Source organism: Methylobacterium radiodurans, assembly GCF_003173735.1.
Classification (GTDB): domain Bacteria; phylum Pseudomonadota; class Alphaproteobacteria; order Rhizobiales; family Beijerinckiaceae; genus Methylobacterium; species Methylobacterium radiodurans.
In genome coordinates, this window is the sequence record NZ_CP029551.1 from 1,940,427 (window position 1) to 1,964,776 (window position 24,350).

A 24,350-nucleotide genomic window follows, 5' to 3' on the forward strand; every position below is an offset into this window, starting at 1 on the left:
ACAGCTTTCGCGGGACGGTCGTCACGCGGCTCCTCGTTCGGGAGAGCCGCGCGCGGCCGATGGAATGCGGTGCGGGGGTCGGGGCAGACCGAGATTCTCCCGAAGGGTCGATCCCTCGTACGCGTCCCGGAACAAGCCCCGGCGCCGCAACTCCGGGAGGACGAGGGCGACGAAATCGTCCAGCCCGCCGGGAAGGGTCGGCGGCATGATGTTGAAGCCGTCCGCGCCGCGGGCCTCGAACCGCTCCTGCAGGGCGTCGGCGACCTGGGCCGGCGTACCGACGATCGTCCAGTGGCCCCGGGCGCTGGCCGCGCGCAGGTACAACTCGCGGATCGTCAGGCCCTCGCGCCGGGCGAGGCGCAGGAAGAGGTCCTGACGGCTCTTGCCGCCGTTGGTTTCCGGCAACTCCGGCACGGCGGCGTCGTCCGGGTAGGCGGACAGGTCGGCGCCGGTGAGCTGTTCGAGGAGCGAGCGGCCGACCACCGGGTGGATCAGCGCCTGCAGCGCGGCGAACTTGTCCTGCGCCTCCGCCTCGCTCTGCCCCACCACCGGAAAGGCGCCAGGCATGATCTTGAGGTGGTCCGGATCGCGGCCGTGAGCGGCCATCCGGCCCTTCACGTCGGCGTAGAAGGCGACCGCGTCCTCCAGGGTCTGCTGGGCGGTGAAGATCACCTCGGCGGTGCGGGCGGCGAGCGCCTTGCCGGCCTCCGACGAGCCCGCCTGCACCACCACCGGGTGCCCCTGTGGCGGGCGCGGGACGTTGAGCGGACCCCGCACCGAGAAATGCGCGCCCTCGTGGGCCAGCAGGTGCAGCTTGTCGGGATCGAAGAAGCGGCCGCCCTCGCGGTCGCGCACGAAGGCGTCGTCCTCGTAGGAGTCCCAGAGGCCGCGCACGACGTCCACGAACTCCTCGGCCCGGGCGTAGCGGTTGGCGTGGGCGAGGTGGCTCTCGCGGCTGAAGTTCCAGGCCTCCCGCGGGTCGGCGGAGGTGACGAGGTTCCAGCCCGCCCGGCCGCCGCTCAGATGGTCGAGGGAGGCGAACTTGCGGGCGACGTGGAACGGCTCGTTGTAGGTGGTGGAGGCGGTGGCCACGAGGCCGATCCGCTCCGTCACCGCCGAGAGGTGGGACAGGAGGGTCAGCGGCTCGAACTGGCCGACATAGCGGATCGCGGTGCGGCTCAGGGCATCGAGGTCGTCGCCCCGGATGCTGACCCCGTCCGCGAGGAAGATCAGGTCGAACTTCGCCGCCTCGGCCGTGCGGGCGAGCTGCCGGTAATGGGCGGCGTTGATCCCGGCATCGGCGTCGGAGGACGGATGCCGCCACGCGGCGACGTGGTGGCCGCCGGGATACAGGAAGGCGCCGAGGCGCATGCGGTCGCGTCGTGCCATGCCCCGTCCCTCACGCCGAGCCGACGCGGTACTGCCGGGGCGGCGCCTCGCCGGAGATCGCGAAGGTGCCGACGCTGCGGTCCCGGTAGATCCGCGGGTTGTGCGAGGCGATGGTGCGGGCGTTGCGCCAGTACCGGTCGAGCCCCGTGCCGACCTTCACCGCCGAGGCGCCCAGCGCGTCGAACAGCGAGGTCGTCGCGCTCAGGATCAGGTCGGTGACCACGCTGACTGCCTGGTTGACCTCGACATCGGCGAGCGTCGCCTGCCGCTCCGCGTCCGGTGACCCGGCCCGGTGCGTGTCGTGGACCCTCTGGAGCGCCTCGGCGGCCTTCAGCACGATGGCGCCCGCCGCGTAGGCGTTGGCGCGGACGCGGCCGACGACGGCCTGGATCTGCGGGTCGTCGGCCGTCCGCCCGGCATTGCCGTGGCTGTAGACGCGGGTCCGCTCGGCGACCAGCCGCGCCACGTCGTCGGCCGCCGCCCGGCCGATGCCCGCGAGCGTCGCCAGATGCACCAGCTGGAAGAACGCCATGGCGTAGGGGAAGCGGGCCGGATCGGGCTTGATCAGGGCGGGGTCGAGCGCCACGCCCTCGAAGGTCGCGGTGCCGCTCGCGGTCAGCGCCTGGCCGAACCCGTCCCAATCGTCCACGACCGTGACGCCCGGCGCCCGCACCGGGACGGCGGCCGTCACCGCTCCGCCTGCCTCGTCCTCGGCCGAGAGGTGGATGTAGTCCGCAAAGAGCGAGCCGGTGGTGTAGAATTTCCGCCCGTCGAGCACGGGGTTGCCGTCGCGCCGCCGCACCACGGTGTCGAAGGCGCCGACCTTGGCCGGCCCGGTCTCCGAGACGCCGCTGCCGACGGTCTCGCCCGCGCCGATCCGCGCGATCCAGGCCGCGCGCCACGCGGGGGAGGAGGAGCACAGCGCGTCCTCCGTGAAGCCGAAATGCGCCCGCAGCGCGTTGGTGACGTTCGAATCCGCGGCCGACAGCTCGATCAGCAGGGCGAAGAGTTCCGGCAGGCTGGCACCGTGGCCGCCCTCCTCGGGGGCGAGCCGCAGGGTGGTGAAGTTCGCCTCCCGCAGCCACCCGATCTCGGCGTGCGGCAGGCGGCGCGCCCTGTCCCGCTCGACGGCGGTGGCGCGGATCTCGGCGAAGACCGGGCGGAACCGTTCAGCGAGGGTCTCGTAGCGCGTGCTCGGCCCCGCACCCCAGCCCGCATCCGTCTGCGACATGGCTTCGACCTTTCGATTTCCGACACCGCCCGGGGGCGTTTGCCAGAGGAATCGATGAGCTTGTCCACGATCTCAAGCCGGATTCGGTGTCGTACGTCGTCTTTAGAACCGACATATCGCGAGACGTTCCGCGCGAGAATCTTCGTGCCCTAGTATCGCCTCGCGCAAAAAAGTATTCTCTCCCTTAACGTATGACAATTCTGCCCGCGCTCCGTTGCGCAGGGGCTGGCGGGAAGAACGAATTGTTCTCGAAGTCATCTCTTGAGGAATGCGATGCTCTGAGCGCGCGCCAAATCGAAAACACGTTTCATTGATCCGACGCACCCTGTCGGCCTTCAATGGATGCGCTTGGCGGACGCCCCGCCCCCTCCCGCACGCCCCAACGATTCCCGAGCATCCGATGATCGACGACACGACGGGCCGGTTCGGCCCCTCCCGCCGCAGGCTCCTGCGCGGCGGCCTCGGCGGGGCGGCCGCCCTGGCGCTCGGCGCTCCGGCCGTGCTCGCGGCGCCTCGCGAGGTCAAGATCAGCATGCAGCGCTCGTCGGTGCTGTTCACCGTGCTCAAGGTGAAGGGCACGCTGGTCGAGCGGCTGGCGCCGCTGGGCTTCGCGCCGAGCTGGCACCTGTTCACCAGCGTCATCGAGCCGATGAATGCCGGGGCTGTCGACATCCACGCCGACGTCGCCGACGCGGTGCCGATCTTCACCCAGTCCGCCAAGGCGCCCCTGACCTTCTACGCCCGCGAGCGCGGCGCCCCCGCGGCCGAGGCGATCATCGTGCCGGCGGATTCCCCGATCCGCACCGTCGCCGACCTCAGGGGCAGGACGGTCGGCGTCTCACGGGGATCGGGGAGCCACTACGTGCTCGCCGCTGCACTCAAGCGTGCGGGGCTGACCTTCGCGGACATCAAGCCGGCCTATCTCCAGGCACCGGAAGGCGCCGTGGCCTTCGATCAGGGCAGCCTGGATGCCTGGTCGATCTGGGATCCGTTCCTGGCCTTCGCGGAGGCCAAGCGTCCGGTCCGGGTCATCGCCGACGGCAGCGGGCTGACGAGCTATCACCGCTACTACCTCGTCAACGACGGCTTCGTCGCCGCCCAGCCGGATGTCGTGGCGACCGTGTACCGCGCCCTGGTCGAGGCCGGTGCCTGGATGAAGGCGAACCCGGAGGAGGCCGTCGCGCTCCTGGCCCCGATCTGGGGCGACCTGCCCCCGGCCGTCGTCGCCGCCGCCAACAGCCGCCGGACCTACGCGGTGGAGCCGGTGGAGCGCGGCCAGCTCGGCGAGCAGCAGGCCATCGCCGACGTCTTCCACGAGGCGAAGCTCATCCCCCGCCGGATAGACGCCACCGACGTCAAGATCTTCCAGCCGCCGACGGGCCGGGGCTGAACCCGTGGCGAGCGCTCCCCGCTTCGGCATCTGGGCCGCCGTCCACGGCTCCCGCGCCTCCCACCACGATCCCGATGAGCCGGACGACGCCAGCTGGGAGCGCAACCGCGCCCTGGTGCTTGAGGCCGAGGCGCTCGGCTTCGACTCCGTGCTGGTCGCCCAGCACACGATGAACCCCTACGACCAGAGCCGCGACCAACTCGAAGCCTGGACGGGCGCGGCAGCCCTCGCGGCCCTGACCCGGCGGATCGAGATCATCGCGGCGATCAAGCCGGGGCTCTACCACCCGGTGGTGCTCGCCAAGATGGCGCTGCAGATCGAGCATATCAGCGGCGGTCGCTTCGCCCTGAACCTCGTGAATGCCTGGAACCGGGCCGAGTTCGAGCGGGCCGGCCTGCCCTTCCCGGCCCATGACGACCGCTACGCCTACGGCCGCGAATGGATCGGCCTCGTCGACCGGCTGATGCGCGGCGAGCGGGTGACCTTCGAGGGCGAGCACTTCCGGGTCGCGGATTACCAGCTCCGTCCCGCCGGCACGTTCCGGCCGCGACCGACCATCTATCTCGGCGGCGAATCCGAGCCGGCCCGGGCGCTCGCCGCGGATCACGCCGACGTCTGGTTCATCAACGGCCAATCTCTGGCGGAGGTCGCCGCCCTGATCGCCGACGTCGCCCGGCGTCCGGCGGCAAACGGGCCGCTGCGCTACGGCCTCTCGGCTTTCGTGATCGCCCGCGAGACCGATGCGGAGGCAGAAGCCGAGCACGCCCGGCTCCTCGCCCTCGCCCAGCGGGATGCAGGCTTACGGGCCGACACCCGCGCCCGCACCGACGCGGCGAGCGTGATGTTCGCCAAGACCGATGCGGCGGCCTCTCGGCATGTCGGGACCAATGGCGGGACGGCGGCCGGACTCGTGGGCAGCTACGAGACCGTCGCGGAGCGCATCCGCGCCTTCCATGCGGCCGGCATCGCGCTGTTCATGCTGCAATTCCAGCCCTTCGAGGCGGAGATGCGCCGCTTCGCCGAGCAGGTGATCCCCCGCATCCGCTGACCCGGAGGGCTTCGATGAGCGGCCGCCACCTGCACCTCAACGTCAACCTGCTGCATGCGGGGGTCTACCCGTCCGCGTGGCGGCTGCCGCAGAGCCGGCCGGACGCCTTCCTGGACATCGACCACTTCGTGCGCGTCGCCCGCATCGCCGAGCGCGGCAAGCTCGACGCGATCTTCCTTGCCGACACACCGGCCATCACCGACAGGATCGACTACCGGCCCTTCAACGCCCTCGAACCGACCGTGGTGCTGGCGGCCGTCGCGGCGGCGACGAGCCATGTCGGGCTCGTAGCCACCGCCTCGACAACCTACAACGAGCCCTACAATCTCGCCCGCCGCTTCGCGAGCCTCGACCTTGTGAGCCGTGGCCGGGCCGGCTGGAACGTGGTGACGACGGCCGACGCCGCCGCCGGCCGCAACTTCGGTTTCGTGGGCGCCTCGGAGCATGGCGCCCGCTACGCCCGGGCCCGGGAATTCACCGATCTCGTCCATGCCCTGTGGGACAGCTGGGAGGACGATGCGTTCGTCGGCGACAAGGCGAGCGGCCGGTTCGTGGACACGGCCAAGGTCCGCCCGGTCGACCATCGCGGAGTGCACTACACCGTCGCGGGACCGCTGACCGTGCCGCGGAGCGCGCAGGGGCGCCCGGTCACCTTCCAGGCCGGCGGCTCGGAGGACGGGCGCGAGCTCGCCGCCGCCACCGCCGACGCGGTGTTCTCCCTGGCGCAGACCCGCGAGGACGGCGCGGCCTACGCCCGGGACCTGCGGGCGCGGGCGGCGCGCTACGGGCGCGGCCCGGACGCGCTGGTCGTCCTGCCGGGCCTCGCCACGGTGCTCGGCTCCACCGAGGCCGAGGCGCGCCGCCGCCAGGACGAACTCTGGGATCTCGTGCCGGAGCCCTACAGCCTCGCCCGGCTCGCCGGCACGCTGCGGATCGACCCCACCCGGCTCGACCTCGACAAGCCGCTGCCCGACCCGCTGCCCCTGCCGCCGGACGCCAACCACACGATGTTCCTCGGCACGCTCGCCCTCGCGCGGCGGGACGGGCTGACCGTGCGCCAGCTCCTGCGGGCGCTCGGCGGCGGGGTCGGCCACCGCATCGTCGTCGGCACGCCGGAGGCCGTTGCCGACGACATCGAGGCATGGTTCCGGGCCGGCGCCGCGGACGGCTTCAACCTGATGCCGGACGTGCTGCCGGAGGGCCTTGAGACCTTCGTGGACGCGGTCGTGCCGATCCTTCAGCGCCGCGGCCTGTTCCGGCGCGATTATGCCGGGGCGACCCTGCGCGATCATCTGGGTCTCGCGCGGCCCGCGAGCCGCCACGCCGCCACAGGGCACGCGATCTCCGCCTGAGCGGATTTCTCACGACCTTGCCGCCGCCGTCTGTCGGTTTCCTCGCGCCCGAAGTTCGTGCGCCGCCATGCCGACGAGCATCGCCGCCACGAAGACCAGGACCGGTGCCGCGCCGGTCGAGAGCGCGGCCACGGCCGGGCCGGGGCAGAAGCCCGAGAGGCCCCAGCCGATCCCGAACAGGGCCGCACCGAGCACGAGGGGCAGGTCGATCCGCCGGGAGGTCGGCAGGTCGAAGGTCCTGGCGAGGGCCGGGCGCGCCAGGCGGCGGGAGAGGGCGTAGCCGAGCGCGGACACGCTCACCGCCCCGCCGAGGACGAAGACCAAGCTCGGATCCCAGGCCCCCCCGACATCGAGGAAGCCGCGCACGCGGGCCGGATCGAGCATCCCCGACAGGGCGAGGCCGAGCCCGAAGAGCAGCCCGGCGGCAAGCGCCGCGGCAGCCCGCGCTCCGCCGCTCACGACACCACCCGCACGAGGGCCACCGTCAGGATCCCGGTGCCGAGGAAGACCAGCACCGCCACGAGCGAGCGCGGCGACAGGCGGGCGAGCCCGCACACGCCGTGGCCGGAGGTGCAGCCGGAGCCGAGCCGGGTGCCGAAGCCGACCAGCAGCCCGGCGACGGCGAGGACCGGCCAGGACGCCTCGATCCGCATCGCGGGCCAGTGCCCCGCCATGGCCGCGAAGAGCGGCGGCCCGAGGACGAGGCCGAGCAGGAAGGCGAGATCGGCGAGCCGGCGCTCCCCCGGCCGGGCCAGCCCCGCCACGAGCCCGCTGATGCCGGCGATGCGGCCGTTGAGGAGGAGGAGCATCGCGGCGGAGAGGCCGATCAACAGACCGCCTCCGAGGGCCGGAAGGTAAGCGTCCATGGCAGGTGATCCCGGTGTCGTCCGTGCCGGAATATCTCCGGGGCTGCGTCGGAACAACCCTTGTCAAACCGGGTTTTGTCGATAATTATCGAGCTATAACAAAGGGTTAGCGAAAATCATGCTCTCACCCGGGCAAGCCGCGAACGAAACCTTCTCCTCCGACCACGAAGGGGCGGAAGGGCATTTCCCGAGCTGGCCGACAGGGCCGCGGACCGGGAATCGGGCCGGTCTCTCCCGGCGGGCAGAGGAGGATTCCATGGCGGCATCGACCATCAGACGAGGGGACGAGGTGGTGTTCAAGCGCCTCGACCTCGCGGAAACGCTGGGGATCTGGCGTCACGCCCGAGGGCGGATCGTCCGCATCCACGGCCAGGGCGAGCGCCCGGCGACCGTCGATGTCGCCTTCGAGGGGCACGAACTTCTCGAAGGCTACCTGCCGGACCTGTTCCGTCGCGTGCACTGATCGGCGCCACCATGGCCTCAGCCCTCGCCGCCCTTCAGCCGCCGCTTCGCGCGACGAGCCGCAGCACCACCGAGTCCGACGTCTGGGCGGAACTGCGCGCCGAGGCCGAGGCCGGCCTCATCGAGGAACCGCTCTACGCGGGGATCATCCAGGCGACGATCCTCGACCAGCGCAGCCTCACCCAGGCCCTGGCCTACCGCCTCGCTCACCGACTCGGCGATGGCGACCTCGCCCGTCTGTCGATGCGCGATCTTTGTCTCCATGCTCTGGAGGCCGATCCGCAGGCGAGCGCCCACGCGGTGCGGGACCTCGTCGCCATCCGCGAGCGCGATCCGACCTGCCGGCGCTACCTGGACCCGTTCCTCTTCTACAAGGGGTTCGCCGCCCTCGAAGCCTATCGGGTCGGGCACTGGCTCTGGCAGCAGGGCCGGGTGACGCTGGCGCTGCACGTCCAGAGCCGCATCTCAGAGGTCTTCGGGTGCGACATCCACCCGGCGGCCCGGATCGGCTCCGGCGTCTTCATCGACCACGCCACGGGCGTGGTCATCGGCGAAACGACGGTGGTCGCCGACGACGTGTCGATCCTCCAGTCGGTGACGCTTGGCGGCAACGGCAAGGAGAGCGGCGACCGGCACCCGAAGATCGCCCGCGGGGTGCTGCTCAGCGTCGGCGCCAAGGTGCTCGGCAATGTCCGCGTCGGCGAGGGCGCCAGGGTCGGCGCCGCCGCCGTCGTGCTGAGCGATGTGCCAGCCCACACCACCGTCGCGGGCGTCCCCGCCCGCGTCGTGTCGCACCTGCGGCCCGGCGAGGAGCCGGCCCTCAGCATGGACCAGTCCTTCGGCTTCGGGGACGGGATCTGACCCGACCGCGGAAAAAATCCTTCCCTTGAAACAATTTCCTCATCCAGCGCCTATCGGGGCGGGCGCTCGTAGAATGGATTTCTCTCAATCCGCGGTGCGCGCTGAATCGTATTCTGCCCGATTGCGGGAAATCAGATCGATCTTCCAAAGAAGCCCGAGAAAAAGAAGATCATTTCGTTGACCGACGGGTAGTGCACCGCCTAGTGAAGTATCGCTGATGCGACTCGATGTCCGAGTCGCGTGAGACAACGCCGAGCGGCTGCAAGATCGCTCGCGAACACATGATTCGCCGGATCGTCCGTGGCTTTCGGCCCCGTTCGATCCACTGAACACTTGAGAACATACGCGCCCGGTCCGCCTCGGCGGTACGACCGCCCGCTTCAGCGCGGGCCGATGCGGCGCGCCTGCACAATGGCTGGAGACGAGACACGATGAGCGGACCGGGTTTGAGCGTCAGCGCCACAGCGGCACGCAATCTTGCGACGGCGACCGTCACCTCGGTCCAGAACGCGGCCAACACGCCGCGCTGGCTCCTCCGCCTGCTGCCCTTCGTCGATGTCCCGGGCGGCGTCTACCGCGTCAACCGCCGTGCCGTGGTGCTCGCCAAGGGCGGCCGGATCGACCTCGTGACCGAGGACAAGGGCCGGGTCGTCCGTTCCGGCTCGCTTCGCTCCGTGCCGCTGTTCAGCCGCCTCGGCGACGCCGAGCTCGCGGCGCTGGCGGGCAAGTTCAAGGAGAGCAAGCACGCGGCCGGTGAGGTCATCCGCGAGGAGGGCGCCGCCGAGCGCACCCTCGTGGTCGTCGCCGACGGCACCGTCGAGCTGACCCTGTCCGGCCCCTACAAGGGCCGCCTGCGCCAGGGGCTCGCCACGAAGGGCGACTATTTCGGCGACGGCGACCTTCTCGACGAGGGCGCGCCGGTCCCGGCGGTGAAGGCGCTCTCGGCGGTCACCCTGCTCACCCTCGATCGCGCGGCGCTGGACGACGAGAGCATCCGCTCGCGCATCGGCCAGTATCGCGAGGAGCGCGACCGGCTGAAGGGCCACACCAATGCCTACGGCGAGCAGGGCATCGAGCTTCTGGCCGTGCATACCGGCGAGCCGCGGCTGCCGACGACCTTCGTCGATTACGAGATCGATCCGCGCGAGTACCACCTCTCGACCATCCAGACGATCCTCAACACCCATACCCGCGTCACCGACCTCTACTCGAACGAGATCGACCAGCTCCGCGAGCAGATCCGCCTTACCGTCGATGCGGTGAAGGAGCGGGAGGAGTGGGAGCTTCTGAACAACTCGGCCTTCGGCCTGCTCAACGAGGTGACCGGGCGCCAGCGCATCCCCACCCGGGGCGGTCCGCCCACCCCGGACGACCTCGACGAGCTGCTGACGCTCGTGTGGAAGAAGCCCGCCTTCTTCGTGGCCCATCCCCGCGCCATCGCCGCCTTCGGCCGCGAGGCCACCCGCCGCGGCGTGCCCCCGGTGGTGGTGCACCTGTTCGGCGCGCCGTTCATCACCTGGCGTGGCGTGCCGCTGGTGCCGAGCGACAAGCTGCCGATCGACATCGACCCGGTGACCGGCGCCCAGACCACCTCGATCCTGCTGCTGCGCGTCGGTGAGGGCGAGCAGGGCGTCGTCGGCCTGCAGAAGTCCGGCGTGACCGGCGAGATCGAGCCGGGCCTGTCGGTGCGCTACATGGGCACCAACGATCACTCCATCGCCTCGCACCTCGTGACCCGCTACTTCTCGGCCGCCGTGCTGGTCGAGGACGCGATCGCCCGTCTCGATAACGTGCTGCTCGGCAACTACCATGACTATGCGTGAGGTGCAGGCTTCCGGTCTCCCCACGGGGAACGCGGGCGACCTCGCGCACGCCGATCTCGTCGGGCGCCTCGCCCGCGAGATCTATGGCCAGGGGCAGGCCGCGAGCCAGCCCTTCGCCCCGACGCTCCCGGCAGGTCCACAAGCGCCGCAGGCCCTCGACAGCCTGCCGCAGGGCTTCGGCGGTGCGGCGCTGCCGAGCGGCTCGCTCGGCGTGCCCTCGGCCCCTTCGGGCGGCCTGCCCGCCGGGTTCCAGCCCGATGTCTCGGCGCTCGGCGCCCGCTCCTTCGGTGCGCCGCGGGTCGGACTGCCGGGCCTCACCGGCCCGACCGTGCCGAACCTCGCCCCCGCGAGCCCGGCCTTCGCCGATGTCGGCGCGGTCCCGCCGGTCCACCCGGCGAGCCCGCGGCCGGTGCTGCCGGACTTCTCGTTCCCGAGCGTCCCGTCCCTCGCGGCGGGCTTGCCCGGCGGCCCGGAGCTGCACCGGCAGATCGCGGCGGACCATCCCCGCGCCAACGCCTTCGCGCACGCGCTCGCGCCCCATCTCGTGCCGGCGGATCCGTCAAGCGCGGGCGTGGACGAGGCGCAGGAAAGTTTCCGCAGGACCGGTCGCCTCTCGCGGGCACCGGAGCCGGCGCCGTCGAACCTGTCCGACTACTACTTCCTGAACCTCGGCCCCGGCCCGGCCCGCAAGGCCCCGGCGAGCCCCCGCGTCGAGCCGACCCGCTCGCCCGGCCCCGCCCCGCGGGCGCTCGCGCACGGGTCGAGCCCGGTCGCGGCGCCCTTCGACGTGGAGCGCGTCCGCCGGGACTTCCCGGCCCTGCACCAGAGCGTCAACGGCCATCCGCTGGTCTGGCTCGACAACGCCGCGACGACCCACAAGCCGCAAGCCGTGATCGACGCGACGAGCGACTTCTACGGCAAGCACAACTCGAACATCCACCGGGCCGCCCACACGCTCGCGGCGCGCTCGACGGACCTGTTCGAGGGCGGGCGCGAGGCGGTGCGCCGCTTCCTCAACGCGCCGAGCAAGGACGACATCGTCTTCCTGCGCGGCACGACCGAGGCGATCAACCTCGTCGCCGCCTCCTATGGCGGGGCGCATATCGGGCCCGGCGACGAGATCATCCTCTCGACGATCGAGCACCACGCCAACATCGTACCCTGGCAATTGCTGGCGCAGCGCACGGGGGCGACGATCCGGGTGATCCCGGTCAACGACCGCGGCGAGATCATCTTCGAGCAGTACGCGGCCCTGCTCTCGGGACGGACGAAGATCGTCTCGGTCACCCATGTGGCCAACGCGCTGGGCACCGTGAACCCGATCCGGGAGATCATCGCGCTCGCCCACGCCTACGGCGTGCCGGTGCTGGTCGATGCGGCGCAGTCCTCGCCGCACATCCCGCTCGACGTGCAGGCGCTCGACGCCGACTTCCTCGTCTTCTCCGGCCACAAGGTGTTCGGCCCGACAGGGATCGGTGCCCTGTACGGCAAGGCGACGTTCCTCGAGGCGATGCCGCCCTGGCAGGGCGGCGGCCACATGATCGAGGACGTCACCTTCGCGAGGACGGTCTACAAGGGCGCGCCGGAGAAGTTCGAGGCGGGCACCCCCGACATCGCGGGCGCCGTCGGCCTCGGGGCGGCCCTCGACTACCTGGAGAGCATCGGCCTGCCGGCCATCGCCGCCTACGAGCACGACCTGCTCGAATACGCGCAAGCAGGTCTCGCCGAGGTGAAGGGTCTGCGCCTGATCGGCACGGCGCGAGAGAAGGCGAGCGTTATGTCCTTCACGGTGGAAGGGCAGGAGAACGAGGCGGTGGCCCATCATCTCGACGCCCATGGTATCGCCGTGCGCTCGGGCCACCATTGCGCGCTTCCCGCCTTGCGCCGGTTCGGGGTCGATCAATCGGTGCGCGCCTCCCTGGCCTTCTACAACACCCGCGAGGACGTCGACACGTTCCTGCGGGCGCTGCACACCCTGCCACGGCACTGAACGTTCCGCGCCGGCTGACCGGGTCGGCGCGGTATGAGGCCAGGAGCAAATGATCTCGAGCTGAGGTCTTTCGCGCAACTTGATAGATTTTTGCTTCGTCCGCTCTGGCAGTCATTGACCTCATAAGCAGACAGGCGGATTGCGGCCAGGATTGGTCGTCCTGAGCGAATCAGAGTGCCAGTAAGCACGACTTTCCGAGGACCCGAAATGGGTCCAGGCTGTGTGAAAACGCCGTGATCTGGTAGAGTAAGTTCCGATCTGGGGAGGTCGGGATGAAGCGCTTCATCGCAGGCGAAGATCGTCAGCAGATCACGCTCCTTCCCGACTGCCTGGACGACTACATCACCGCCGACACCCCGGTTCGCCTCATCGAAGTGTTCGCTGATGAACTCGGTCTGGTCGCGCTCGGCTTTGCGGGTGCGATGCCGGAGGCGACGGGGCGGCCCGCCTACCATCCGGCAACGCTGCTCAAGATCTACCGCTACGGCTATCTCAACCGCGTGCCGTCGAGCCGCCGGCTCGAACGCGAGAGCCAGCGCAACATCGCGCTGATCTGGCTCACCGGGCGGCTGATGCCCGGCTTCAAGACGCTGGCCGACTTCCGCAGGGATAACGGCCCGGCCATCCAGGCCGCCTGCGCGCAGTTCGTGGTGCTGTGCCGCCGGCTGAACCTGTTCAGCAAGGCTGTGGCCGCGATCGATGGCAGCAAGTTCAAGGCGGTCAACAACCGCGACCAGAACTTCACCGCCGCCAAGGTCGAAGCCCGGCTGGCGCAGGTCGCGGTGAGCATCGGCCGGTATCTCGCGGCGCTGGATCGGGCAGCCCCGCTGCACGCCGACGGAGACGCGGCGGGTCAAGCGCTGGGTGCACGAGGGCGTGCTCGATGCGATGCAGGCGCGACTCGACCGGATGCCGGATGCGATGAAGATCCGTCGCCAGACCGTGGAGCACCCGTTCGGCACGTTGAAGGCTTGGATGGGCGCCGCCCACTTCCAGACCCGAACCTTGGCGAAGGTCAGGACCGAGATGAGCTTGCAGGTTCTGGCCTACAACATGAAGCGGATGATCCAGATCGTCGGGGTCGATCCGCTGATGGCGGCCATCCGGACCTGAGGCCCACCAGTTCGAGCTGCCGCGCTACGGCGCCTGTGCCTCCAAACTCTCGATGAGCTGCGTCTTCACACAGCCTCGGTGGTCAGCGGTCCTAGAAGGGTAAATCCCGAAGGCCTGCTCTTAAAGATCACGAAATCTATTTCTCGCCCTTACAAGATCGTTGCGAAGGCTCAGATTGCGCAGCCAATTGCTTTTAAATACGTGCGAAATTGCACCACCATAAGCATGTATAGATGCAACTCTAATCTTTCTTTCCAGGGTCGTCGAGTGGCAGGTCGATCGAGCAGCGCAACTCGCCGGCCGACAGTTGATAGCTGGTCCTGGCCCTCAGCGCGTAGGGCAGCGCCTTCTCGATCAACTCGCGCCCGTAGCCGCTCTGCACCGCCCCCACCTCGTCGCCGGAGGGCGCGATGCCTTCCTCCAGCCACATCAGGGAAAGCCGGTCCTCGTCGGTCTCCCCCCTGTAAGTGTCCCAGCTCACCCAGAGCTCGCCGCCGTCGCCGGCCAGCGCGCCGTACTTGCGCGCGTTGGTCGCCAGCTCGTGCAGGGCCAGTGCCAGGGTCTGCACGCTCGCCTTGCGCAGGCGGACGGGTGGACCATCCAGGGCGATGCGCCCGCGCGTGGCCTCGGCTCCGAGCGCGTCGAGCTCCGCCTGGATCAGCGCCCGGATGGTGATCGGCTGCTGGTCCGAGCGCGACAGCAAGCCCTGCACGCGCGAGAGCGCGGCGAGCCGGTCGTTGAACTGCTCGCGGAAGAGCTTCGTGGGGCCGGTGCGCAGCATGGTCTGTTGGGCGATGGATCGCACCACGGTCAGCAAGTTGCGGGTGCGGTGCTGGAGTTCGTCGACCAGCACCGCCTGCCGCGTCTGCAACTCGTGCATGTCGTGGATGTCCATGGCGGCGCCGAACCATTCCGCGACCTGTCCGCCCGGATCGGGAACCGGCACCTGCCGTACCAGGAACCAACGATACTGCCCGTCATAACGGCGGATCCGATGCTGGACCTCGATCAGACAACGGTTTGCCAAGCCGGCATGGAAAACTTCACGCGTGGTCTCGCGGTCGTCGGGATGGATGCAGTTTAGCCAGCCGAAGCCCTGAACCTTCTCCAGGGTCAGCCCGGAATAGTCGAGGAAGGACTGGTTCTGCGCGTGCACCGCCCCGCTCGCGTCCGAGCGCCACAGGATGACGGGCACGAGGCTGGCCAAAGCCCGGAGCCGTCCCTCGCTGTCGCGCAGGCGCCGCTCCGCGGCACGGCGCTCGGTGAGGTCGGCGGTGACGGCCAGGACGGTACCTGGCTGGCCGGGGCCGTGGTGCAGCGGCTGCACGCGGCTGTTGGCCCACAGGACTGTGCCGTCGGCGCGCAGGTAGCGCTTGTCCAGCGAGGCGGGCTGACCGGTCCGGAGCGCCTCCGCGACGGCACTCAGGCTCGGCGCCGCATCGTCCGGATGGGTGACGTCCAGGAAGGACAGGCGAAGGACGTCCTCGCGGCGCCGTCCCAGGATGCGGCAGATCTCGTCGTTAGCGCGGAGGAAGCGGCCGTCCTGCGTCAGCTCGGATAGACCCACGGCCGCGTTGGTGAAGATGGCGGCAAGCCGCTCCTCGCTCTCGTGCAAGGCGCCCTCGGCACGATGCTGGCGGGTCGCGTCCGCGACGGTCAACAGGATTCCCGCGACCGAGCGGCTTTCGTCGCGCAACGGGCTGTACGAGAGACTGAACCACGCATCCTCCCGCTGCCCGTTCCGGGTGATGGGAAAGGATGCGTCCTGCACCGTCACGGTCTCGCCGGCCTGGACGCGCTCGTAGATCGGCGCGGTGATGGCGGTGATCTCGTGCCAGCACTCGGAGGCCGACTGCCCCAGGCCGCCTGGGTGCTTGGCGCCCATGAGATCGCGGTAGGCGTCGTTGTAGATCTGGATCAGGTGCGGGCCCCAGAGCGCGACCATGGCGAAGCTGCAGGGCAGCAGCAGATCGACGATCACCTTCAGGCTCTGCGGCCACGCCTCGATCGGCCCGACCGGCGTGGCGGCCCAATCGTGCCGACGGATCAGCCCGGCCATCTCGCCGCTTCCCATGGGCCATCCCAGCATGCGATCGTCGGCCATCGGCCTCCTCCGCAATTGTCAGAGCAGGATGGTACCCTGAGCTGAAATGGAGCGGCTAGGGAGTTTCACTGCATCGCGTCCTCGGCTCATCCAGAACCTATGCACTCAGAAGATGTCGGCCTGCGGGGCTATGCGCGTCTTGTATACGCTGAGCGACCCCGAGGTCATCACATGCAGTGATTTTGGCTCTTCCTGGAGACATCAAGCGTGTCCCTTGGCCAGCTATCGGAGAGTTTGTCGCAACATAATGATTGCCACTCACCCACCGCGCAGAGGTCGGCTGTGGATCGAGAGCAGCGGTTGGCACGACGGGCAGAAGCAAGCATCCGGCCGCAAACGCGCTCCCTCTATCCGGTCGATGCAGCCGAACACCCGAAGGCAGAGGCACCGTTCGGACATGCTCATCGAGAGGGCTCTGCTGCCACCTCGTTCCAGTCCAGCAGGGGGAAGGTTCGGTCGTAGGCCAGATTGAAGAGGAAGGCGTAGGCCACGTAGAAGGCCGCGATCGCGATATCCATGACGAAGGCTTGGGAGAGGCTGATACCGAGGTACCAGGCGATCGGCGGCAGCAGGATCAAGAGCAGCCCCGCTTCGAACAGCACGGCGTGACCGACCCGTAAGGCCAAGCTTTTGCGCGTGTGCCCGATCAGCCGCTGCATCGCTCGATCGAAGCCGAGGTTGTAGGCGTAGTTCTACGCCGTCGCCACGAGGGCGCTGCCCACGCCGATCACACCCATGTCGGAGGCGTGCAGGCTGAACAGCATGGTTCCGAGGGGAATGATGAGCGCGAGCCCGACAACCTCGAACAGGATGGCGTGGCGGATACGGTCGCGTGTGCTGCGCATGGGGTTGCCTGAAAGCGTCTCTGGTGCGCCGCCTTCTATCTATGATAATAAGGCCAGCAAGTTGGAAAGCATCTGGAAATCAGATAGGTGGCCGTCTCTCTCGACCAACTCCAGGCTTTCGTCGCGGCAGCCGAGGCCGGATCGTTTTCCGGGGCCGCCCGCGTGCTGCGCAAGGCGCAGTCAGCCGTCAGTACACAAGTAGCGAACCTCGAGGCGGATCTGGGACTAAACCTGTTCAATCGGACGGGCAGGAACCCAGTGCTTACCCCGGCGGGGGAACGCCTGCTGCTGGAGGCCCGGGTCGTGCTCGACCGGCGGGAGCACTTTATCGGCGTGGCAAGCAGCCTGGAACAAGGGGTGGAGAACCGATTGGTGGTTGCCATCGACGAACTCTATCCTGAGCATGCCCTCGGCGCCCTGTTCGCCGACTTCGCCGTGCGCTTCCCTTTCGTCGAATTGGAGCTGCTCTTCCCGCTGATGGAGGATGTCAGTCGCATGGTGCAGTCCGGAGCCGCCGACCTTGGCGTGATGTGGCGTCAGGAGGTGCTGCCCACAGAGCTAGGCTTTCAGACCATCGGCTGGGTGCCCCTGAAGTTCGTCTGCGGGCGCGACCATCCGCTGGCGAAGGCGCGGGTCGAGTGGGAGGAGCTCAAGCGCCATCGCCAGATCCTCGTCGCCGCACGCAGCGACGGAGCAGAGAAGCGCCGTTTGCGGGTGGCCGCCGAGGTGTGGTGGGTGGAGAGCCACTGGGTCATTCTGGAAATGGTGAAACACGGGATTGGCTGGGCCTTCGTCACCGATCACGTCATCGCCGCGTCCCTCACCGCGCCATACCTCGTCACCCCGGACCTGCAGTTCGACGAAGGTGACTGGCCCATCGCCCTGGAATTGGTTTGGCACAAACAGCGCCCCTATGGCCCCGCTGCGGCATGGCTTCGCGAGCGCTTCGCGTCGGAACGGGTCGGCAGTTTGTTCGAAGACAGCCGATCAGGTTGAGGGACGAGCGTTGCTGGACAGCCGACGAATGGCTGCTTTCGGGGACCGCTGACAGTCGTTTGCAAGACTGCGTCGGGCTGAAGGCGGAACGTCTGTTTCCTGATCGAAGGCTGGGTCCGACTCCCACCCCATTCGGACCTTCGACGGAAGCTGGTCGAATGTCCGCAAAGGGTCGATTTTGTTGAAAAACTCCGGGGCAACGCGCCAAGCGTCACCCAGCATAGGTCGCCGGAGAGCATTTGTCTCTCGTCAGCGATAAAACACCAAAGTAATCGCGCATCTTGGGCGATCGGAAAGCAGGATTTTCTTCAGAAGTCGCAACTAGTGGTGCTGCTTTGGGGCGATCCCGAGTTTTTCAACGGAATCGGTCATGAACGGCTGAGTTCAGGCTACACCTCTCGGGCGGATCCACGTATCGCGCCACTCAAGCCGCCGACCGTCTGCTGATCGCAACGACAGGCGATCGACGGGACGGTTCGTTTCGGCGTCGACCAGAGCCGAATGTCGCTCGTCCGGCCGATAAAGGTGGTCTTCCCCCCATTGGCGCAGCGCGACGATGACCAAGAACAGCCCGCTGCCCTTTTCAGTCAGGACATACTCTCGGTAGGCTGATCCGTCCGACGCAGGCATGGTCGTCAGGACGCCACGTTCCACAAGATCGCGCAGTCGCGTCGCCAGCATACCCTTTGCGATCCCGAGACCCAACTGAAGTTCGCTGAAGCGGCGCCGCCCATCGAAGATGTCTCGGATGATAAGCAGCGACCACCAGTCGCCAATCACATCGAGCGCTCGGGCGACCGGACAATCCGCCCCCATAAAGCTGACCCGCTTCACCACAACCGCCCTCCGAACATCCCATCAGATCTGGTTCTAACTTAGAACTGGATCTGCTGCCTGGCGAGTGGTCTCATCATGAGACCAAGCCGGGAGAAGGTCTATGCCTGTGGAGATCGCCTGTCCTTCAAACGCCGTCGAGGCCGTGCCCAGCGTTGGCGAGACAGGCCTAAGGCCGGCGACCCTCGCCGTGTGCGCAATCGGCTGCGGCTTGTCGGTGGCCAACATCTACTACGCTCAGCCCCTGCTCGCCGCGATGGCGCACGACTTCGAGATCCCGCCGGCGGCCATCGGCCTTATCGTGACGCTGACGCAGATCGGCTACGCGCTGGGTCTGATCCTGGTGGTGCCGCTTGGCGATCTTATCGACCCGCGCAAACTTGCGGTTGCCCAAGCCGCTTCATCGGCTGTCGCGCTCACGATCGTGGCAGCGTCGCAATCGGCGGCCGTCATGTTCCCTGCGATGGTGATGGTCGGCCTCTTGTCGGTCATCGTCCAGGTTCTGGTCGCCTACGCGGCCGCGCTGGCTGAGCCCGCCAGACGCGGGCAGGCCATCGGTACGGTCACGAGCGGGATTGTCATCGGCATCCTGAGCGCGCGGGTCGTTGCCGGGCTTCTCTCGGACCTCGGCGGCTGGCGAGCCGTCTACATGGTCTCCGCGTGCCTGAGCGCGGTCCTGGCCTTGGCGCTAGCACACCTGCTTCCCCGTCGCGGATCTGCCTCATTTGCCGGTAGCTATTTCGCGGTGGTTCGCTCCATCCCCCGGCTGTTCATCGAGGATCCGGTGTTGCGCCTGCGCGGTATGCTGGCGCTTCTGATCTTCGCGACCTTCAGCACGTTCTGGACAGCGCTCGTGCTGCCGTTGAGCGCCTCACCGTTCTCCTTCTCGCACTCGCAGATCGGCCTGTTTGGGATCGTGGGCGTCGCTGGCGCCTTGGCGGCGGCCAAGGCTGGGAGCATGGCGGACCGCGGCTTGGGACACAGGACCACCACTCTGGGGCTCGCCTTGCTGCTGGCCGCCTGGGCACCGATTGCATTGCTGCCCGTCTCCATGGCTGCCCTGATCGGCGGCGTCCTTGCTCTGGATCTCGCTGTGCAGGCCGTGCATGTCACCAACCAGAGCGTGATCGTTTCGCGGTATCCGCAGGCGCGCAGTCGGCTCGTGGGCGGCTACATGGCGTTCTATTCGGTCGGAAGCGGTATCGGCGGCCCTGCGGCGACGATCACCTATGCCCTTGCGGGTTGGGGCGGCGTCTGCGGGGTCGGTGCATTATTCAGTGGCATCGCCCTGTGCCTCTGGTTCTGTGCGAGTGATGATTCCATTGCATCGACACGCAAAACGTAGCGCTCGCGCTGGAGGCTGCCTCGCGCGATCAACGGACCTCTGTGTTCGAGCGAAGAAACGCCCGCTTTTCAACTGAAGCCGGCCAGCGTTGCGGGGCGATGAAGCAGACGTCCGCCAAGGGGCAGACGGATCAGAGGTGCTTTAGCCCGAAGCTCTCCAGCAGAGGCAGAAGCTCGTCTCGGGCCCGCACGCGATGATCGTGAACACAGGCCTGAGCGGTCGCCGGATCGCCTTGCCGGATCGCGTCGATGATCGCGCGATGCTCGGCGACTGAGGCACCGAGTTCGCGTCGAAGCTTGAGCGTCAGCATCCGAGCGCGGTGTGACTGGTCATTGATGGTCTGCAGGATCCGGGTCATTCGCCCATTCTCCGCCCCCTCAACCAGGGTCCGGTGGAAGCTGGCGTCGGCCTGTCCCCAGGTGGGCAGGTCGCCCTCCGTCCAAGCCTTGGCCATGGTCTCGGTGAAGCCAGCGAGTTCCGCGGCGACCGACATGCGTTCTGCCTTGGGTAGGGCTGCGAGCAATTCGGCAGCGCGTCCCTCGATCGCGATAATGACGTCGTAGATCTCGCGCATATCCTCCGGCGCGAGGGCGCAGATCAGGACCCCGCGTCGGGGCAGAACCCGCACCAGCCCATCCTCCTGCAGACGAATTACCGCCTCATGCACGGGCGTACGGCTCATCCCGAGCCTCAGGGCGATCTCCTGCTCCGAGGCCTGGTAGCCCGGTGCGAAGCTCGAGTCCTGAATGGCTCGCTTCATCGCCGCGTAGGCATCGTCCACGAGTGAAGGTCGCCGCTCAACCTCCTGGTCGTCCGCCGTTTTCGCTGCTGACCGGGACCGCGCCATCGCACCCTCCACTCCGCATTCTGTCGTATCAGCTTCCATGCAAGGTGCAATAAGAGGTTGACAGGAAAGCAAGGACGGGCTCAGTTAGTGCCACCTTGCATGCAAGATGGCGCACAAAGACCAACGCATGCTGATGCCCCAGGAGGAAACGATGGACGGCTCGCTCGAGCGGGCGACCATGCGCAAGGTCGCGTGGCGCCTGGTTCCCTTTATCTGCCTTCTCTACTTCATCGCCTTCATCGACCGCGTGAACATCGGCTTCGCGGCCCTGACGATGAACAAGGATCTTGGCTTCTCGTCTGCCGTGTTCGGCTTCGGAGCGGGCATTTTCTTCTTCGGCTACTTCCTGTTCGAGGTGCCGTCGAACATCATCCTCGACAAGGTCGGTGCACGTCTCTGGATCGCCCGGGTAATGATCACCTGGGGCATCATCTCGGGCGCCTTCGCCTTCGTGAAAGGCGAGTACAGCTTCTACGCTTTGCGCTTCCTGCTCGGCGCAGCCGAGGCCGGCTTCTTCCCCGGCATCATTCTCTACCTGAGCTACTGGTTCCCAACCCGCTATCGCGCCGGCGTCGTCTCGCTCTTCATGGCGGCGGCGCCGATCTCGGTGGTGCTCGGCTCACCGATCTCCAGCGCGCTGCTGCAGATGGAAGGGATCATGGGTCTCCACGGCTGGCAGTGGATGTTCCTCATCGAGGCCGCGCCCGCTGTGGTGCTCGGCTTCGTGGTGCTGGTCTACATGACCGATCGCCCGGAGAAGGCGAAGTGGCTCTCCGACGAGCAGCGCGCCTGGCTCGTCGCGGAGATGAACGAGGAGCATGCCCGCAAGCAGGTCTCTGCAAAGCACGGCATCTTGGCTGGAATGGCCGATCCCCGTGTGCTCGCCCTCGCGCTCGTCTATTTCGGCACCTCAGCGGGCCTCTACACGCTCGGCATCTGGGCGCCGCAAATCATCAAGAGCTTTGGCCTGTCAAATATGGCGGTCGGCTTCCTCAACGGTGTGCCGCCGACCATTGCGATCATCGCCATGATCCTGTGGGCCCGCCACTCGGACAAAACGGGTGAGCGCACCTGGCACGTCGTCATCGCCTGCCTCGTCGCCTCCGTCGGCCTGATGCTGGCCGGCGGCGCATCCTCGACCGTCGCGGTGATTGCCGCGCTCAGCCTCGTCAACGTCGGCATCAGCGCGGCCAAGCCCCCGCTCTGGGCCATGCCGACGATGTTCCTGTCGGGCTCCGCCGCGGCGGTGGGCATCGCCACGATCAACTCGATCGGCAATCTCGGTGGTTTTGTTGGGCCCTGGGCGATCGGCTGGATCAAGGATCAGACTGGCAGCTTCACCGGCGGCCTGATCTTCGTCGCAGGCCTGCTGGTCCTATCCGCATTCGTCACTCTCATCGTCGCCCGTGCTGGGCGGCGTCCTGAGCCCACCGGCGTCGTCGCGCGCTGATCTCCCCCAAATCCTTCACAGAGTAAGAGAGGACACGTTCCATGAAGACCTACAACATCGCCGCCATCCCCGCCGACGGCATCGGCGTCGAGGTCATCGCGGCCGGCATCGAGGCTCTGGATGCGCTCGCCGCGAAGTCGGGAAGCTTCAATTTCAAGTTCGATCACTTCGACTGGGGCTCGGACTACTACAAGCGCCACGGCGTGATGATGCCGGCCAATGGGCGCGAGCAGATCAAGGACCACGACGCGATCTTCTTCGGCGCGGTCGGCGCGCCGGACGTGCCGGACCACATCACGCTCTGGGGTCTGCGGCTCGCCATCTGCCAGCCCTTCGACCAGTACGCCAACGTGCGTCCGACCCGGATCCTGCCCGGCATCACCAGCCCGCTGCGCCACGTCACCGGACCGGAGCTGGACTGGGTGATCGTGCGCGAGAACTCCGAGGGCGAGTACGCGGGCGTCGGCGGCCGGGTGCACCAGGGCCATCCCAACGAGGTCGCCACCGACGTCGCGATGTTCACCCGCAGCGGTGTCGACCGCATCATCCGCTTCGCCTTCAAGCTGGCGCAGAGCCGGCCCCGCAAGCTCCTCACGGTGGTGACGAAGTCGAACGCGCAGCGCCACGCCATGGTGATGTGGGACGAGATCGCGGCCGAGGTGGCGCGGGACTTTCCCGACGTGACCTGGGACAAGATGCTGGTCGACGCCATGACCATGCGCATGACGATGAAGCCGGAGACGCTCGACACCATCGTGGCGACGAACCTGCATGCCGACATCCTGTCGGATCTTGCCGCCGCGCTCGCCGGCTCCCTCGGCATCGCGCCGACCGCGAACCTCAACCCGGAGCGCAAATTCCCGTCGATGTTCGAGCCGATCCACGGTTCGGCCTTCGACATCACCGGCAAGGGGATCGCGAACCCGATCGCCACCTTCTGGACCGCCTGCCAGATGCTGGAGCATCTCGGCGAGAAGGCCGCCGCCGACCGCCTGATGCGCGCGGTCGAGCGCGTCACCGCCGACCCGAACCTGCATACGCCCGATCTCGGCGGCAAGGCGACGACGCGCCAGGTCACGGACGCGGTGATCGCCGCGATCCAGGGCGACAACGAGTAAGGCCGGTGGTGTGACCGAGCCCGGCGATTTCCTGCGGCGGCTGTTCGCAGCCGCCGTGGCGGCGGCCAATCCCGCCGTCAGCCTCGCTCGGCATCTGCCGGGCCCGCCCCGCGGACGTACGATCGTCATCGGGGCTGGCAAGGCGGCCGCTGCGATGGCCCGCGCCGTCGAGACGGCCTGGCAGGGCGAGCTCTCCGGGCTCGTGGTCACACGCTACGGGCACGGCACGCCGACCTCATGCATCGAGGTTGTCGAGGCAGCCCATCCCGTGCCGGATGCTGCCGGTGAGGCAGCGGCACGGCGTATCCTCGATCTGGTCGCCGGGCTCACGCCCGACGACCTTGTTCTCTGCCTGATATCCGGCGGGGGATCGTCCCTGCTCTCCCTGCCGGCGCCAGGACTGACTCTGGTCGACAAGCAGGCGGTGAACCGCGCCCTGCTGAAGTCGGGCGCCGCCATCGGCGAGATGAATTGCGTCCGACGGCACCTCTCGGCCATCAAGGGTGGGCGGCTTGCAGCCGCGTGTCACCCGGCCAAGGTCGTGACGCTGCTGATCTCGGATATCCCCGGCGACGATCCACTCGACATCACGTCGGGACCCACGATCGGTGATCCCACGACCTGCTCCGATGCCTTGGCGATCCTCGCCTATCGCCGCATCGCCGTGCCCCCGGCGGTCCGGGAGCACCTGGAGAGCGGGGCTGGCGAGACGGTGAAGCCGGGTGATCCGCGGCTGGGCACGCCGGATCTACGCATGATCGCAACCCCGCTGATGGCACTGCAGGCTGCCGCTGCTTTGGCACAGCGTGAGGGTGTGCCGGCCTACATCCTAGGCGATGCGATCGAAGGGGAGGCTCGCGAGGTCGGCCGGGTCATGGCCGGGATCGCCAAGAGCGTCTCCGCTCATGGGCTGCCGTTTGCCGCACCCTGTGTCCTGCTCGCCGGGGGCGAGACCACTGTCACCGTGCGCGGTCAGGGCCGCGGCGGCCGCAACGTCGAGTTCCTCTTAGCGCTCGGCGCCGCGCTGGCAGGCCATCCCGGCGTTCACGCCCTGGCCGGCGACACGGACGGGGTGGACGGTATCGAGGCGATCGCGGGCGCTGTCCTCGCGCCCGACACGCCACTCCGCGCTGCGGCGAGAGGTCTATCCTTCGCCGACGCTCTGGATCGGAACGATGGTCACGGTTACTTCGAGGCACTCGGCGACGCAGTCATCACCGGACCGACCCTGACCAACGTGAACGACTTCCGGGCGGTCCTGGTGGTCTGACATAACTCTTACAGAG

General features: G+C 68.1%; 19 protein-coding genes and 2 pseudogenes. 13 read left to right on the top strand and 8 right to left on the bottom strand.

Annotation, left to right across the window (positions count from 1 at the left end; all coding sequences use genetic code 11):
- Positions 1–21: 21 nt before the first annotated feature.
- Together DK427_RS08870 and DK427_RS08875 are read right to left on the bottom strand one after the other, a co-directional pair.
- Positions 22–1,389 (bottom strand): LLM class flavin-dependent oxidoreductase, encoded by a 1,368-nt coding sequence (locus tag DK427_RS08870; RefSeq protein WP_109950956.1) that lies wholly within the window; start codon positions 1,387–1,389, stop codon positions 22–24.
- A 10-nt stretch (positions 1,390–1,399) separates the two neighbouring features.
- Complete coding sequence (locus tag DK427_RS08875) at positions 1,400–2,620, bottom strand: acyl-CoA dehydrogenase family protein (RefSeq protein WP_109950957.1); 1,221 nt, start codon at positions 2,618–2,620, stop codon at positions 1,400–1,402.
- 400 nt (positions 2,621–3,020) lie between these two features.
- Here DK427_RS08875 and DK427_RS08880 point away from each other — a divergent pair, with 400 nt between their 5' ends.
- From DK427_RS08880 to DK427_RS08890, 3 genes are read left to right on the top strand one after another with little or no spacing between them, the layout of a single operon-like run.
- Entirely contained in the window at positions 3,021–4,010 is a 990-nt protein-coding gene (locus DK427_RS08880; RefSeq protein ID WP_109950958.1) for an ABC transporter substrate-binding protein, read from the top strand.
- A 4-nt stretch (positions 4,011–4,014) separates the two neighbouring features.
- Positions 4,015–5,058 (top strand): LLM class flavin-dependent oxidoreductase, encoded by a 1,044-nt coding sequence (locus tag DK427_RS08885; protein WP_109950959.1) that lies wholly within the window; start codon positions 4,015–4,017, stop codon positions 5,056–5,058.
- 14 nt (positions 5,059–5,072) lie between these two features.
- Positions 5,073–6,410: an LLM class flavin-dependent oxidoreductase gene (locus DK427_RS08890; protein WP_109950960.1), complete on the top strand. Its 1,338-nt coding sequence runs from the start codon at positions 5,073–5,075 to the stop codon at positions 6,408–6,410.
- Between the two features lie 9 nt (positions 6,411–6,419).
- Here the strand turns inward: DK427_RS08890 and DK427_RS08895 are convergent, their stop codons facing one another.
- Positions 6,420–6,869, bottom strand: coding sequence for a YeeE/YedE family protein (locus DK427_RS08895; RefSeq protein ID WP_109950961.1), 450 nt, complete (start codon positions 6,867–6,869; stop codon positions 6,420–6,422).
- Positions 6,866–7,276, bottom strand: coding sequence for a YeeE/YedE family protein (locus DK427_RS08900; RefSeq protein WP_109950962.1), 411 nt, complete (start codon positions 7,274–7,276; stop codon positions 6,866–6,868). The genes DK427_RS08895 and DK427_RS08900 overlap by 4 nt, the downstream gene beginning before the upstream one ends.
- Before the next feature lie 256 nt (positions 7,277–7,532).
- On the opposite strand from DK427_RS08900, the gene DK427_RS08905 reads away from it, so the two are divergent.
- From DK427_RS08905 to DK427_RS08925, 5 genes and pseudogenes are all read left to right on the top strand, one after another.
- Complete coding sequence (locus DK427_RS08905; protein WP_109950963.1) at positions 7,533–7,739, top strand: hypothetical protein; 207 nt, start codon at positions 7,533–7,535, stop codon at positions 7,737–7,739.
- 11 nt (positions 7,740–7,750) lie between these two features.
- Positions 7,751–8,599, top strand: a complete 849-nt coding sequence (cysE, locus tag DK427_RS08910) for a serine O-acetyltransferase (RefSeq protein WP_109950964.1) — start codon at positions 7,751–7,753, stop codon at positions 8,597–8,599.
- Positions 8,600–9,030: 431 nt separating this feature from the next.
- The gene (locus DK427_RS27350; protein WP_109950965.1) at positions 9,031–10,422 is read left to right on the top strand and encodes a family 2B encapsulin nanocompartment shell protein; all 1,392 of its coding nucleotides are present in this window, start codon (positions 9,031–9,033) and stop codon (positions 10,420–10,422) included.
- Entirely contained in the window at positions 10,409–12,412 is a 2,004-nt protein-coding gene (locus DK427_RS08920; protein ID WP_109950966.1) for a family 2A encapsulin nanocompartment cargo protein cysteine desulfurase, read from the top strand. The genes DK427_RS27350 and DK427_RS08920 overlap by 14 nt, the downstream gene beginning before the upstream one ends.
- 272 nt (positions 12,413–12,684) lie before the next feature.
- A pseudogene (locus DK427_RS08925) lies at positions 12,685–13,525 on the top strand (transposase).
- A 241-nt stretch (positions 13,526–13,766) separates the two neighbouring features.
- On the opposite strand, the gene DK427_RS08930 reads toward DK427_RS08925, so the two are convergent.
- A complete protein-coding gene (locus tag DK427_RS08930) occupies positions 13,767–15,629 on the bottom strand; it encodes a PAS domain-containing sensor histidine kinase (protein ID WP_245930852.1) in 1,863 nt (620 codons plus the stop codon).
- Between the two features lie 401 nt (positions 15,630–16,030).
- Positions 16,031–16,474 (bottom strand): annotated as a pseudogene (locus tag DK427_RS08935) (PACE efflux transporter).
- An 87-nt stretch (positions 16,475–16,561) separates the two neighbouring features.
- Here DK427_RS08935 and DK427_RS08940 point away from each other — a divergent pair.
- On the top strand, positions 16,562–17,470 hold the full coding sequence (locus DK427_RS08940) for a LysR family transcriptional regulator (RefSeq protein ID WP_109950967.1): 909 nt from the start codon (positions 16,562–16,564) through the stop codon (positions 17,468–17,470).
- Between the two features lie 384 nt (positions 17,471–17,854).
- Here the strand turns inward: DK427_RS08940 and DK427_RS08945 are convergent, their stop codons facing one another.
- Complete coding sequence (locus DK427_RS08945) at positions 17,855–18,307, bottom strand: winged helix-turn-helix transcriptional regulator (RefSeq protein ID WP_109950968.1); 453 nt, start codon at positions 18,305–18,307, stop codon at positions 17,855–17,857.
- A gap of 100 nt (positions 18,308–18,407) precedes the next feature.
- Here DK427_RS08945 and DK427_RS08950 point away from each other — a divergent pair, with 100 nt between their 5' ends.
- Entirely contained in the window at positions 18,408–19,649 is a 1,242-nt protein-coding gene (locus DK427_RS08950; RefSeq protein WP_109950969.1) for an MFS transporter, read from the top strand.
- 130 nt (positions 19,650–19,779) lie between these two features.
- Here DK427_RS08950 and DK427_RS08955 read toward each other — a convergent pair whose 3' ends face one another.
- Entirely contained in the window at positions 19,780–20,496 is a 717-nt protein-coding gene (locus DK427_RS08955; RefSeq protein WP_109950970.1) for a GntR family transcriptional regulator, read from the bottom strand.
- A 151-nt stretch (positions 20,497–20,647) separates the two neighbouring features.
- On the opposite strand from DK427_RS08955, the gene DK427_RS08960 reads away from it, so the two are divergent.
- The 3 genes from DK427_RS08960 to DK427_RS08970 are packed head-to-tail and all read left to right on the top strand — an operon-like array spanning position 20,648 to position 24,334.
- Entirely contained in the window at positions 20,648–21,946 is a 1,299-nt protein-coding gene (locus DK427_RS08960; RefSeq protein WP_109954075.1) for an MFS transporter, read from the top strand.
- Between the two features lie 41 nt (positions 21,947–21,987).
- Positions 21,988–23,064: a tartrate dehydrogenase gene (locus tag DK427_RS08965; RefSeq protein WP_109950971.1), complete on the top strand. Its 1,077-nt coding sequence runs from the start codon at positions 21,988–21,990 to the stop codon at positions 23,062–23,064.
- A 10-nt stretch (positions 23,065–23,074) separates the two neighbouring features.
- On the top strand, positions 23,075–24,334 hold the full coding sequence (locus tag DK427_RS08970; RefSeq protein ID WP_109950972.1) for a glycerate kinase type-2 family protein: 1,260 nt from the start codon (positions 23,075–23,077) through the stop codon (positions 24,332–24,334).
- The last annotated feature ends 16 nt before the right edge of the window (positions 24,335–24,350 follow it).

Bases quoted from the DNA above. Each gene is read 5' to 3' on its own strand.
- DK427_RS08870 (WP_109950956.1), bottom strand. From the start codon at position 1,389: ATGGCACGACGCGACCGCATGCGCCTCGGCGCCTTCCTGTATCCCGGC.
- DK427_RS08875 (WP_109950957.1), bottom strand. From the start codon at position 2,620: ATGTCGCAGACGGATGCGGGCTGGGGTGCGGGGCCGAGCACGCGCTAC.
- DK427_RS08880 (WP_109950958.1), top strand. From the start codon at position 3,021: ATGATCGACGACACGACGGGCCGGTTCGGCCCCTCCCGCCGCAGGCTC.
- DK427_RS08890 (WP_109950960.1), top strand. From the start codon at position 5,073: ATGAGCGGCCGCCACCTGCACCTCAACGTCAACCTGCTGCATGCGGGG.
- DK427_RS08900 (WP_109950962.1), bottom strand. From the start codon at position 7,276: ATGGACGCTTACCTTCCGGCCCTCGGAGGCGGTCTGTTGATCGGCCTC.
- DK427_RS08905 (WP_109950963.1), top strand. From the start codon at position 7,533: ATGGCGGCATCGACCATCAGACGAGGGGACGAGGTGGTGTTCAAGCGC.
- cysE (WP_109950964.1), top strand. From the start codon at position 7,751: ATGGCCTCAGCCCTCGCCGCCCTTCAGCCGCCGCTTCGCGCGACGAGC.
- DK427_RS27350 (WP_109950965.1), top strand. From the start codon at position 9,031: ATGAGCGGACCGGGTTTGAGCGTCAGCGCCACAGCGGCACGCAATCTT.
- DK427_RS08920 (WP_109950966.1), top strand. From the start codon at position 10,409: ATGACTATGCGTGAGGTGCAGGCTTCCGGTCTCCCCACGGGGAACGCG.
- DK427_RS08930 (WP_245930852.1), bottom strand. From the start codon at position 15,629: ATGGCCGACGATCGCATGCTGGGATGGCCCATGGGAAGCGGCGAGATG.
- DK427_RS08950 (WP_109950969.1), top strand. From the start codon at position 18,408: ATGCCTGTGGAGATCGCCTGTCCTTCAAACGCCGTCGAGGCCGTGCCC.
- DK427_RS08955 (WP_109950970.1), bottom strand. From the start codon at position 20,496: ATGGCGCGGTCCCGGTCAGCAGCGAAAACGGCGGACGACCAGGAGGTT.
- DK427_RS08960 (WP_109954075.1), top strand. From the start codon at position 20,648: ATGGACGGCTCGCTCGAGCGGGCGACCATGCGCAAGGTCGCGTGGCGC.
- DK427_RS08965 (WP_109950971.1), top strand. From the start codon at position 21,988: ATGAAGACCTACAACATCGCCGCCATCCCCGCCGACGGCATCGGCGTC.